Below are 12,306 nucleotides of genomic sequence, written 5' to 3' on the forward strand. Positions count from 1 at the left end.
ACTATTCACCTTTCGCCTGCAGGGTTTTCGTATAAACATCTTCATAATGAGCGACAATGCGGTCCTTATGAAAGTCCGTATCCACACGGCGCAGTGCAGCCTGTTTCATCCCAGCATGATGTTCAGGCGTCCGGACACAATCGAGCACCGCATCTCTGACCGAAGCCAGATCACCCAGTTCACAAATATAGCCGCTGACCCCATGTTCAATGACTTCCGGGATTCCGCCAATATTTGTACCGACGACCGGGACACCGCAGGCCATTGCTTCAAGAATAACGAGACCAAAACTTTCTTTTTCCGAAAGAAGTAAACTGACATGGCTCAGTGACAACAGTTCCGCAATTTTCCTCTGATTTCCAAGGAAACGCACATCGTCTTCGAGGTCCAACTCTTTAACAAGTTGCCGGATGACCGGGAGTTCGGGTCCTTCGCCGATCAGAAGAAGAACGGCTTTTCGTTTATTACGGATCAGTGAAAAAGCCCTGACTGTATCATCGACACGTTTGACCTTTCTGAAGTTCGAGACATGACTGACAACCAGATCATCATCAATGATATTCAGAGAATCCATGGTTTGTTTGCAGAATTTCGGATAGTAGATCGAATGATCCACGAAATTATAGACGGTTTCAATGGGACGGGTAATTGACAACAGTTCTCTCGTTTGCCTGACCAGATCGGTTGATACGGCTGTTACCGCATCAGACTGTTCAATACCAAAACGAATTAAGTCAGAAAGACTCGGATCATAGCCAAGGACCGTAATATCGGTTCCATGGAGTGTCGTAATGATTTTGACGTCTTTTTTGACCATTTGCTTTGCCAGGTATGCACTGATCGCATGGGGGATGGCGTAGTGGACATGAAGGATATCAAGATCTTCACGATTGACCACTTCCGCCATTTTGTTCGCAAGTGTTAAATCGTATGGCGGATAGCGAAAAACGCTGTACTGATTAACTTCCACTTCATGAAAATACGTATTCGCCTGATCATCTCCGAGCCGAAAAGGCATGCTTGAGCTGATAAAATGTACTTCATGTCCTCTCTGCGCGAGTGCTTTCCCAAGTTCTGTCGCTACGATACCGGAACCTCCGACAGTCGGGTAACAGGTAATGCCAATTTTCAATGTCATAACGGCCTCCTGATCATCGACTGCATCAGAACAGGACCTTCTTTATAGAAGCCCTCAGCAGCTTCTGTACCGCATTCAAATCCTGTCTGACGGTCTCTTGCTTCGATACGTTCAATAAATCCTTGATTCAGTGGGGTCGTCACTGTGCCTTCTTCTTTTCTAAACTGTGAAGAGAAGGCCTCCAGAGCGTGTCTTTTCGTAGTTGTATAGGCACTGATATCGTACGCAACGTGGAAAGGTTCTGTGCTGTTTATGGCGTAATAATACAGATCACTGACTTTCCATGCTGACAAAGAATCCGGTTTATAGTTTCTGATACCTGCATTAAACACGGCTTCTTTAACAAGTGAACCGCAGTGTCCATGATCCGGGTGACGATCCTGATGCCAGGGCGCCAACACGATTTCCGGCTGATATTTCCTGATACGATAGGTCACTTCTTCAATAATCGATTCTCGGTGCGTCGGAAGGTTCCGGTCAGGAAAAGATAAATGCTCGCACACAGAGCAGCCGAGAATCTCTGCGGCTGCTCCAGCCTCTTTCAAACGTCGCTCTACCGTCCCATTGGACGATAATTCGGCTTTTGTCATGCTCAACAAACCGGTTTGATGACCTTCATCAAAAAATCTGGCGAGGGTTCCACCTGCTCCAATTTCCACATCATCAGGGTGCGCGCCAATTGCGAGTACTTTTAATGAAAGGCTCATATCAGGATTTCCGCTCATTGCCTGATTTAATGATTTCCCGCCATTTGAACTCACCGCGCTGAAGACCAGAGAGAAGAATTTCAGCCGTTGCCATATTTGTTGCCAAAGGAATGGTGTACACATCACAAAGACGAATCAGTGCATTGATATCCGGTTCATGAGGCTGTGCCGTCAAAGGATCTTTAAAAAAGATCACAAGATCCATCCTGTTCTCAGCAATCATCGCACCAATTTGCTGATCCCCGCCCAAAGGCCCCGACGCAAACCGGTGAATGTCGAGATCCGTTGCATCCATAATCCGTTCTCCGGTTGTACCTGTAGAAAATAATGTGTGCTGTTTCAGCACATGCTCATAAGCCATGGCAAAAGAAACAAGATCCTCTTTCTTTTTGTCATGTGCAATAAATGCAATATTCATTTTGCTTCACCTTCAATCAATGATTTTATCCAATCCGTAAACGAGTGTATCGATCCCCATTACGTGATTTACAGCCAGTTTGATTCCTGGCATGAACGATGAACGATGATAGGAATCATGTCGCATCGTCAGGGATTGTCCTTCACCACCGAAAATCACTTCCTGATGGGCGATTAACCCCGGAAGCCGCACACTGTGAATATGCATGCCGTCTATGGATGCTCCCCTCGCTCCTTCATGTGTTTCCTTCTCATCAGGGTGGCCCTGTTCTCTTTTTTCCCGAACCTCGCTGATCATCTGTGCTGTTTTTACCGCAGTTCCTGATGGTGCGTCAAGCTTTCGGTCATGATGCTGTTCAATGATCTCCACATCAGACATATATTTTGCAGCCATCTGCGAAAATTTCATCAACAGTACAGCTCCAATGGCAAAATTCGGAGCAATGATCGCACCGGTTTTCTGTTCTTCTGCCAACGCAGTCAATTGTTGGACATCTTCTTCCGTGAAGCCTGTCGTTCCGACAACCGGACGGACTTGATGTTCAAGTGCCGTTCTCATATGACGCTTTCCGACTTCGGGCGCTGTAAGATCAATAAGGACATCCGGATTTGTCTCTTTCAGACAAACCGACAGATCATCATAGATCTTCGCATCCGATGAAGGCATACCTTCAACTTCAGATAATTTTTTCCCATTATGCCCAAGATCAACGGCACCAACAAGCGTAAACGCTTCCTCGTTCAGCACCATATTAACGGCCTCACTGCCCATTTTCCCACGTGCTCCTGCTACAACAATTTTGATCATGATTGATCCTCCTCTATTCTTGTCCATCTGTCTTTATCTCTCGTATTAAATTTTTCCATCACCAGTCCGAATGCTTCATCGAGATCGATATCCAGTGAATTTGCAAGACAAATCATGACGAACAGAACATCACCCAGTTCCTGTTCCATTGTCTTTGCTTCTTCATCGTTCTTTTTCGGTTTCTCTCCATAGAAATGATTTACTTCCCGGGCAAGTTCCCCCATCTCTTCTGTGAGTCTGGCCATCATGGCCAATGGAGAAAAATACCCCTCTTTGAATTGTGAAATATATGTATCCACTTCATCCTGCATGTCTTTCATTGATCGCTCCGTCATCGTCTGCCTCCTTACACGATAAGTATACATGCTAATCGTAATGGAAAAGTCCGTCTTTGACAAATCATTTGTTGCTATTCGCCTTGTTCAGTGTAAGAATATGATGTGGACTTTGAAAACAAATCAGGAAAGGGGATAGTCCGATGAAACCATCCATCACCAGAAATCTCTTCTGGATCACACTCGGAACAGCCCTTATAGCGTTTGGGCTCGTATATTTTAACATTGAGAACAATCTGGCAGACGGAGGATTTACAGGCATTACACTCATCTTGTATTTTTCCTTGCAATTCGACCCTGCATATTCGAATTTATTGCTCAATATTCCATTATTCATCATAGGCTACAAAATACTCGGTAAGGTCGCATTTTCTTACACAGTCTTCGGCACGTTATCACTGTCACTTTTTTTATGGATCTTTCAGAGATATAAATTTCTTGATCTTCCATTACACGATGACTTGATGCTCGCAGCGCTCTTTTCCGGAATTTCTGTAGGAACGGGTCTCGGCCTTGTCTTTCGTTCTGGTGGAACGACGGGTGGTGTTGATATTATTGCGAAACTCGGTTTTAAATACATGGGATGGAGTATTGGCAGAACCATGTTTATTTTTGACGCAGCAGTCATTACCTCTTCTCTGTTTTACTTGAATTACCGGCAGGCCATGTATACACTCGTTGCTGTCTTTATCGCTGCAAAAGTGATTGATTTTATTCAGCAGGGTGCCTATTCAGGAAAAGCCGCCATCATTGTATCCGATCAGTCACATAAAATAGCCAAGGCGATCATGACCGAAATGGACCGCGGTGCGACAATACTGAATGGACAGGGCACATTCACGGGTGAAAATAAGGATGTACTCTACTGTGTCGTTGCTCATAACGAGATGATCAAACTAAAAAACGTGATTACGAAGGTCGATCCCCATGCTTTTGTCAGTATGACAGACGCACAGGATGTCATGGGTGAAGGCTTTACACTTGATGAATACAAAAGACCTCTTCAAATCTGAATCAGATACACCAACATAACAGGCATGAACCAAAGTAAATGAATGATAAAACCGCCCGTGCAGCAAGTAAGAATTATCTTACCTGAGCATCAGGGCGGCTTTTTATTGATTAGTATTCTGCTAAATTCGACGCTTAATCATCATTCATACCGAGAAACAGAAACACGAACCGAAGCAATTCCATCAGTGCAACAAGTGCTGCAGCAACATAAGTCAGCGCAGCTGCATTTAACACTTTCTTCGTTTCACGTTCCTCATCGTTTCGGATTACACCGGCAGAAACGATTTGCGACATGGCCCGATTCGAAGCATCAAATTCCACTGGCAGCGTAACAAGCTGAAAAAGAACCGCAAAACTCATGAAAATGATCCCGGCTAAAAACATCCCCATCGATGAGAGGAAAATCCCGGCCAAAATGAACACAAAGGATAAATTTGATCCAAGATTAGCCGCAGGAACCAGTGTGTGTCTGAAATTGAGAAAGACGTATTCCTCCTCATCCTGAATGGCATGTCCCACCTCGTGAGCAGCTACCGCAGCTCCCGCGATCGAATTCCCATAATAATTCTGTTCAGAAAGACGGACTGTTTTTGACCTAGGATCGTAATGATCGGAAAGCATGCCCTTAACAGGTTCGACCTTCACGTCAAACAGTCCATTATCATCAAGGATTTTTCTTGCGACTTGTGCACCGGTCATCCCGGAAGACGAGCGGACCTGTGAATATTTTTTATACGTATTCTTGACCCTGCTTTGAGCCCACAGTGGAATAATGAGTAACAGCGCAATATAAACCATAAAACCGCCAAATGTTTCGAACATATCGTTAAACCTCCAATGAAAAGATCGTATCATTATTATAGTCAAAGATGGTCAAAGAGTCAAAGGAAAGCTCTTATAATCATGATTTATGCGTGTAATTCCCGTTTTTCCATCCTGTTATTCATAAAATAGACAAGCAACAGCGAGATAATACTCAACCAAAACGTAAAATACGCAACTTCAGAGATATACGGCGTTAATGACGATTTCACCCAAGGGTGCATCCCGTATACGTAATCAATGACATCATTATGCAGCGTCCAAATACCCGCAGCTGCGATATGCCACACTTTTATCCTGTAATAAGGCATATATAACAGCCCTTGAACAGCCATGCCCAAGTGTGAAAAAATCAACATAAAATCAAGCAACGTAATCACGCTACCCATCGCACCTGCAGCAAGGATCATGGCGACAGCCCAAATGCCGTACTTAAACAGCGTGACTGCTGCAAGAGCCTCAATAATTGGGATATTATTCCCGAGTAAAAACGCAATTAATACGACCACAAAAAAGAGGCTGGCCGTCGGACTGTCCGGAACAAACGGCAAAAAAATTGCCGGTGTCTGAATCAACTGTGCCTCATACCATATGTATCCGTAAATAGTTCCTGGAACATTAATCAAAAGCAACAGCCACAAAAACCAGCGCTGTCCTATTGTCGCTATGAAAAACTGAAACATACCTATCACCGCCTTGTCATCAATACCGATTATTATATCGAAAATCTGCATAATTGAAAATCATGTGTACTTACCTGAATTTCTAATGTTCAGATGGATAACGAACACTTTCATACATTTCAAAAGTGTGAAACTCACTTCGCCTCTAATCATTGATCTGATTTTTAATATAACATAACCTCTCGGAGAACAGGAAAAACCGGCCTGATTATTCAGACCGGTTTAAAATCATTTTAAATAGGTTACTCTTCATCGTCTTCAGCACCGGAACCGTTATCCGGATCCTGACCATCGTTTGCGATAAACTCAGACAGGATTTGAAGTTCTTCATCAGATCCTTCAAATTGCCCAGCCGGCATGTCGTTCAGACCATTTACAATTATATCCATAACTTCATCTGCATCGTAATCAGATGCAAAGATATTAGGCCCTGCAGCACCGCCAAGCATGTCCCCGCCGTGACAACTGATACAGGAGTCTTGACTCTGGTAGACTTCATACCCGGCAGCCGATGTATCCACCTCAACATCTTCAACGATTTCTCCCTGATCTGCTGCAGCTTCCCAGTCATGGTCATCAACGGCTTCCCATGTCAGAAAAATAATTGCAGCCACAGCCAACAGCATTAATCCACTGCCTATCGGCCTTTTGTGCGGTCTCCGTTCTTTCCCTCTGTCAAGCCACGGGACAAGCAGCAGTGCGCCAAACGCAACACCCGGAATGACAACAGCCCCAATTACTGTATAATCACCCGCAGCAAACTCATACTTCAACAATTGGAATAAAAACAGGAAATACCAGTCCGGTATTGGAATATATCCTGAATCTGTCGGGTCGGCAATCCGCTCAAGCGGTGCAGGATGCGTCGCTGCAAGAACCATAAAGCCAATCAGAAACACTGAACCGACCATCCATTCTTTTAACAGGTAGTTCGGCCAAAACGCTTCTGTTTTCCCGGGGTATTCTGAATAATCCTTAGGAATATTTTTTGTATCTCTGACGGGGACCCGTGAGTCTCCAACGAATTTCATGCCTTTTCCACGTTTCATAGCTTTACCTCCTTTTTTCCGTCCTGAATTTTACAGTGGTCCGGAAATCCCCTGTTTTCGAATCATGTAGAAATGAGCCCCCAATAGCCCTAACAATGCTCCCGGAAGGAAGAAAACGTGAATCGCAAAGAAACGCGTCAACGTCTGTGCACCGATAATTTCTCCACCGGCAAGCAGTGTTTTCATGAATGCGCCGATCACAGGAGCGGATTCAGCAATTTCCAACCCTACAACGGTTGCAAAATATGCTTTCATATCCCAAGGCAGTAAGTAACCAGTAAATCCAAGCCCCAAAATAACAAAGAACAAGAGAACACCTACAACCCAGTTCAGCTCACGCGGTTTTTGATAAGAACCGGTGAAGAAAACACGGAGAGTGTGTAAAAACATCATAACAATAACAAGACTCGCTCCCCAATGGTGCATACCCCTGACAATCATACCGTGTGTCACTTCATTTTGAAGATAATAAACTGACTCATAAGCGTTTACAATATCGGGCACATAGTACATTGTAAGAAACATACCCGACAGAATCTGAATCACTACAACAAAAAATGTTAATCCACCGAAGCAATAAACAAATGCAGAAAAGTGATGAGCCGGATTTACGTGTTCCGGTACTTCATGATCGGCAATGTCACGCCACAGAGGAGTGATATCCATTCGTTCGTCAATCCAATCATAAACTTTTTGTAACATACATTACGCCCCCCTTAGCCCCGCTGTCGAATTTGTCCAAGATAAATCATTCCGTCACGTACCTCAACATCGTAAACATCAAGTGGACGGGTCGGCGGCGTATTCGGGACATTCGTGCCGTCCTGTTCAAATCGACCCTGGTGACACGGACAGAAAAATTGCCCGGGATGATCATCATTCGTATCCCAGCCTACCGTACAGCCTAAATGTGTACATGTCGGAGATAACGCAAGGATTTCATCCCCATTTCTGTATACATAAGCAGAACGGCTTTGTTCGTCTTCATACCAGCCGTCTTCGATATCAACAACAAAATCAACACGTTGCGGCTCGTCTGTCAAATCGTCTTCACTTAACCCGACTGAAACAAATTCGCCTTCCTCACCAACCTCAAATGCAGGATCGAGTGCCATTCTTGCCATCGGACTGATAATAGTCGCGGCCATAAACCCTCCTACACCGGTCAATGTATATGTGAGAAACTGTCGTCTGGATACCTTATGTTTTTTCTCACTCATGACTTTACCTCCTCACACTCAAATTAAATGAACAGACTTCACAATTGTGAAATAAATTAAGACATTTCTATGATATTCCACAATTATATAAGCTGTCAATTAGTAGAGTAGAATAATTTTAGAGAAATAATAATTATTCAATCGTTTTTCTCTTCCCACTTCTTCATAATCTTCGGTATGATCTGATCAGCCTGTTGTTCAACCATTTTCCTTGCCTGCTGCGGTTCTAATTCATGAATGGGGATCACGGGCATCCAAATCATATGTCCGTTCTCAGAAAGATTCAATGATGCAACATCCGAATCCGTTGTGAGAAAGAACACATTATTAATACCGCCATTGTGATAATAGTGAATCCAGTCATTAATAAAAACCAGCAGCGATTGTTCATCGCGTATATCCGGCTTGTAAGGAAGAGGGGGCATTAATAACAGTCGTCCAGTCAGCTTGCGCTCAGCCTGTTCGGCTAAAAGAGCAGCATACTCACCCTGGAGAGTTCCTGATGCGGGGTCATGGTGAAGATCCAGAGGCATAAGCGGAATTAATACCGTATCAACGAATTCTCTAGCTGATACAAAGGTTTCAATACTCTTACTATTCCATTTCACATCAACTTTCCCCTTTGTTCACAATCTGTTCACAAATCTTATTTTAACATTACCACAAAATAATAAAAAAATAAAAGCTTTCGCGTGTTTTTATTATAAAAAAATAAAAGCCCTCTTATGTTTCGAGGGCTTTCAGTTTGGCATATTCTTTTGCAAGGACACTGAATGTTTCTTCATCACCATTTTCAAGTGCATCATCGATCCTCAAATGAAGCGCTTTCATCTCTTGTTGTCGAAGAGAGGCATCAAGGACCATCTCCGCCAGAAGGCGGTTAACATTCTCTTCATCTTCATTGACAGGAATATAATGATTTTCTTCAAGCACCCGCATGAATTCACTGTTTGCATATTTCTCCTGGAAGTTAAGCTGTATATAAATTTCTTCGTTACGATTCAGACGGATATCATGAAACGCTTTTTCTGCATCCATTGTAATGTGCTGGTTCTTATGAAACGCAAACGGCACATCCTCGACATCATTAGCGGAGATTAAAAGTGCTTTTGGACAATGCTCTGCATCCTCAACAAAATGAACGCGCTCCATAAGGAGGTCGTCACTCATCAGAAAATTTAACAGCCAAGCGCACTCTCTTCTTTTTAACTGATAATTCTCGAGGAACCATTTGAGAAAATCTCTTTTTTCGATCACGGGAATTGGATTCGTCATCTTGAACCCTCCTTTTATAAACTTATCGTTCAAAATGGCTGAACATTGTGAAACTGTTTTCCTGTATATTAATCTAATTCGAGGTTAATGAATGATATTCCTGCATAAATACTTAATTTTTTTATTCCCTGTCTTGAGAGTTTCTAATCTGATATTGTGAAAACGCTCAGTTGATTACTAACAACAAAAACAACCGCCAGTTATCCATGACTCATAACGGCGGCTGTTTTTGCTCTATTCAAGTTACATGTCTTCTGTTAATCGCTCAAGCTGATGCGTGAAATCCTCTCTGTCCGGCTGGCGGCTGATCAACTGCTTCAGCAGGCTGACTGCCTGTTGTCGCCAACCTGATGCCAGAAACGCTTCAAGAGCCTCTTCCATAATCACCTCATCCTCTGATAAACCGTCAATGGCTTGCAAATAAGCCTCTGCAGCCCCTTGGGCATCATCCTCTTCGAGTAGAATTTTTCCTCTGTATCGTTCAAAGAGAGGGTCGTATTCACCATAATCATCAAGGAATGAAATCAGATCATGCATTGCATCGAACTGTTCCTGTTCGTTCAGAAGCAACAACAGCTCCTTGACAGCAGAAAGATTCGACGGATTGAGTGCGATGACTTTTTGAAGAAACGTTTTTCCTTCTTCCACATCACCTTTAGATACCTGAAGTTTCGCCATTTCAAGATACAGATCCTCGTTAAATTCGTCTTTCTTAATTCCTTCTTCAAGAATGGCAACCGCCTCATCATACAGCTGATCTTTGATCAGTGCCCGTCCAAGTAGAGGATAAGCTGTCGTAAAATCAGGATCCGCTTCCAAAAGGCGTTCAAATGCCCACCTGGCTGTTTCTGTATCATCAAGTTGGAGAGCTGTCACTCCGTACCCAAAAAGGGCATCAGGCGGCTCTTCTTCACCGAGCCCGAGCTTGTAATGTTCAAGGGCGTTTTCAAATTCGCCAATCGCACTGTATGCTTCAGCCAGACGAAGTTCCGGATCAACCGGAAATTCCTCCGGCAGCTTTTTCTGTAAGATCACCTGTCGGAAATAATAGATTGCCTTTTGATATTCACCGCGGTTTAAATAAAACTCGCCCAGACCAAGCTGAAGAACGGCATCTTCCGGTTCTTCCTCCAACGCCTCAAGCAATTTTTTTTCGGCTACTTCTTCAAGACCGTCCGCCTCATAAAGGTCAGCGAGAAGAAGTCTCGACTGGATAAATGCCGGATCCCCTTTTTTCACCTCAGAGAGCATGTCTATCGCTTCATCTTCTTTTCCGAGTTCACTGTAACATTCTGCTGCGAATGCAAACAGCTCACCATGGTCAGGGTATTGAAACATCAGTTCTTCCAACAAAACCAGTGACTGATCGACGAGACCCAGCTCAAAATAGAGCTCTGCGATCGTCCGCTTTGTTTCATCATCAGCCTCTGGGATTAACCCCTCAACGGCCTTCAGTGCTTCTTCATGGTGTCCCTGTTCAATTTGCTGGATGGCGTTTGCCAATTGTTCGTTCATGCATCATTCTCCTTTAATCAGGATGATCCCTTCAATCTGTTCAGCTGATCAAAGAATCCTGGATAAGAAACAGCGATTGCCTCCGTGCCGCTTACGGTTACAGGTTCTTCACTGATCAGGCCGCACAGAGCCATGGCCATACCTATTCGGTGGTCACCAAAACTGTCCGCATTTCCACCTGTTAAAGAAATCGGACCCCGAATGACCATGCCGTCATCTTTTGCCTCAATATCCGCTCCCAGTTTCTTTAACTGGTTCACGACTGTGTCGATGCGGTTGGTTTCTTTCACTTTCAGCTCTTCCGCATCTTTAATTACCGTGGTACCGTGAGCCTGGGTAGCAAGAACAGCGATTGCAGGAATTTCATCAATCAGTCTTGGAATCAGACCACCGCCAATTGTAACACCTTTAAGTTCGGATGTCTTTACTGTCAGATCCGCAACCGGCTCATCTCCTGCGAGTCGTTCATTCTCGCGGGTGATATTGGCACCCATCATTTCAAGTACTTCCATGATCCCGTCGCGGGTCGGATTCAGACCGGTATTAAAAAGTTTCACTTTACTGCCAGGGACGATTAATGCAGCTGTAAGCATAAAAGCAGCGGATGAAATGTCTCCAGGGACTTCGATATGTGCCGGGTCTAGTGTTTGTCCACCCATAATTCGCGCAGAATCATCATCTGTTTCCACTTCCACACCAAAGCTCCTCAGCATACGTTCAGTATGATCTCTGGATTTATGAGGTTCATTGACCGTTGTTACCCCTTGTGCCTGCAAACCTGCCAGCAAAACTGCAGATTTCACCTGGGCACTTGCAACAGGTGAATAATACGTAATACCCCTCAATTCACCACCACGGATATGAATGGGGGTTAAATCTCCAAATTGCCGGCCATCAATTCGAGCGTTCATCATTTTTAACGGACCGGTAACTCGTGCCATCGGCCGTTTGGCAATGGAGGCATCCCCTTTTAGAACACTACTGAAGGGCAACCCGGCAAGCACTCCCATTAAGAGCCGGATTGTTGTGCCTGAATTGCCTGTATCAAGCACATCATCCGGTTCTCTAAGACCCTGCAAACCTTTTCCGGTGACCGTCACGTCTGTACCGTTTTGTTCAATAACAACACCCAGTTTACGCATACATGCAATTGTGCTCAGGCAATCTTCTCCTTCTAGAAAGCCTTTAATCGTTGTTACACCGTCAGCAAGCGATGCAAAGAGCACCGCTCTGTGGCTGATCGATTTATCCCCGGGAATTTCGACTGTTCCTGCGAGACCTTGTTTTGCTTTAACGATCGTTTCCTTTTGCATATGATCAGTG

15 protein-coding genes are annotated in these 12,306 nt (G+C 44.1%); 1 reads left to right on the forward strand and 14 read right to left on the reverse strand.

Annotated features, from left to right (window positions below; genetic code table 11):
* Position 1: 1 nt before the first annotated feature.
* Genes bshA through BSEL_RS10755 form a run of 5 tightly spaced genes read right to left on the reverse strand, consistent with a single transcriptional unit; the run spans position 2 to position 3,405 of the window.
* The gene (bshA, locus tag BSEL_RS10735) at positions 2 to 1,138 is read right to left on the reverse strand and encodes an N-acetyl-alpha-D-glucosaminyl L-malate synthase BshA (RefSeq protein WP_013173031.1); all 1,137 of its coding nucleotides are present in this window, start codon (positions 1,136 to 1,138) and stop codon (positions 2 to 4) included.
* Positions 1,135 to 1,845, reverse strand: coding sequence for a bacillithiol biosynthesis deacetylase BshB1 (gene bshB1, locus BSEL_RS10740; protein WP_013173032.1), 711 nt, complete (start codon positions 1,843 to 1,845; stop codon positions 1,135 to 1,137). Before bshB1 ends, bshA begins: the two co-directional genes overlap by 4 nt.
* A gap of 1 nt (position 1,846) precedes the next feature.
* A complete protein-coding gene (locus BSEL_RS10745; RefSeq protein ID WP_013173033.1) occupies positions 1,847 to 2,263 on the reverse strand; it encodes a methylglyoxal synthase in 417 nt (138 codons plus the stop codon).
* A 12-nt stretch (positions 2,264 to 2,275) separates the two neighbouring features.
* Positions 2,276 to 3,070 carry a 4-hydroxy-tetrahydrodipicolinate reductase gene (gene dapB / locus BSEL_RS10750; RefSeq protein WP_013173034.1) on the reverse strand — a complete coding sequence of 265 codons (795 nt, stop codon included), beginning with the start codon at positions 3,068 to 3,070 and terminating at the stop codon, positions 2,276 to 2,278.
* Positions 3,067 to 3,405, reverse strand: coding sequence for a nucleotide pyrophosphohydrolase (locus BSEL_RS10755; protein ID WP_013173035.1), 339 nt, complete (start codon positions 3,403 to 3,405; stop codon positions 3,067 to 3,069). The genes dapB and BSEL_RS10755 overlap by 4 nt, the downstream gene beginning before the upstream one ends.
* A gap of 143 nt (positions 3,406 to 3,548) precedes the next feature.
* Between BSEL_RS10755 and BSEL_RS10760 the strand changes: the two genes are divergently transcribed.
* Positions 3,549 to 4,418 (forward strand): YitT family protein, encoded by an 870-nt coding sequence (locus BSEL_RS10760; RefSeq protein ID WP_013173036.1) that lies wholly within the window; start codon positions 3,549 to 3,551, stop codon positions 4,416 to 4,418.
* 133 nt (positions 4,419 to 4,551) lie between these two features.
* Here the strand turns inward: BSEL_RS10760 and BSEL_RS10765 are convergent, their stop codons facing one another.
* The 9 genes from BSEL_RS10765 to aroA form a co-directional block, all read right to left on the reverse strand.
* On the reverse strand, positions 4,552 to 5,241 hold the full coding sequence (locus tag BSEL_RS10765; RefSeq protein ID WP_013173037.1) for a zinc metallopeptidase: 690 nt from the start codon (positions 5,239 to 5,241) through the stop codon (positions 4,552 to 4,554).
* Positions 5,242 to 5,327: 86 nt separating this feature from the next.
* Positions 5,328 to 5,924 carry a lipoprotein heptaprenylglyceryl N-acetyltransferase LhaT gene (gene lhaT / locus BSEL_RS10770; protein WP_013173038.1) on the reverse strand — a complete coding sequence of 199 codons (597 nt, stop codon included), beginning with the start codon at positions 5,922 to 5,924 and terminating at the stop codon, positions 5,328 to 5,330.
* A 242-nt stretch (positions 5,925 to 6,166) separates the two neighbouring features.
* Entirely contained in the window at positions 6,167 to 6,973 is an 807-nt protein-coding gene (locus BSEL_RS10775; protein WP_013173039.1) for a menaquinol-cytochrome c reductase cytochrome b/c subunit, read from the reverse strand.
* Positions 6,974 to 7,003: 30 nt separating this feature from the next.
* Positions 7,004 to 7,675, reverse strand: a complete 672-nt coding sequence (gene qcrB, locus BSEL_RS10780) for a menaquinol-cytochrome c reductase cytochrome b subunit (RefSeq protein ID WP_013173040.1) — start codon at positions 7,673 to 7,675, stop codon at positions 7,004 to 7,006.
* A 14-nt stretch (positions 7,676 to 7,689) separates the two neighbouring features.
* Complete coding sequence (locus BSEL_RS10785) at positions 7,690 to 8,193, reverse strand: QcrA and Rieske domain-containing protein (RefSeq protein WP_013173041.1); 504 nt, start codon at positions 8,191 to 8,193, stop codon at positions 7,690 to 7,692.
* Between the two features lie 137 nt (positions 8,194 to 8,330).
* Entirely contained in the window at positions 8,331 to 8,801 is a 471-nt protein-coding gene (locus BSEL_RS10790) for a YpiF family protein (protein WP_013173042.1), read from the reverse strand.
* Between the two features lie 115 nt (positions 8,802 to 8,916).
* Positions 8,917 to 9,468 carry a ReoY family proteolytic degradation factor gene (locus tag BSEL_RS10795; RefSeq protein WP_013173043.1) on the reverse strand — a complete coding sequence of 184 codons (552 nt, stop codon included), beginning with the start codon at positions 9,466 to 9,468 and terminating at the stop codon, positions 8,917 to 8,919.
* A 243-nt stretch (positions 9,469 to 9,711) separates the two neighbouring features.
* Positions 9,712 to 10,983, reverse strand: coding sequence for a tetratricopeptide repeat protein (locus BSEL_RS10800; protein ID WP_013173044.1), 1,272 nt, complete (start codon positions 10,981 to 10,983; stop codon positions 9,712 to 9,714).
* 17 nt (positions 10,984 to 11,000) lie between these two features.
* Entirely contained in the window at positions 11,001 to 12,296 is a 1,296-nt protein-coding gene (aroA, locus tag BSEL_RS10805) for a 3-phosphoshikimate 1-carboxyvinyltransferase (RefSeq protein ID WP_013173045.1), read from the reverse strand.
* Positions 12,297 to 12,306: the final 10 nt, after the last annotated feature.

The organism is [Bacillus] selenitireducens MLS10 (assembly GCF_000093085.1).
In the GTDB taxonomy this organism is placed as follows: Bacteria; Bacillota; Bacilli; order Bacillales; family Salisediminibacteriaceae; genus Salisediminibacterium; species Salisediminibacterium selenitireducens.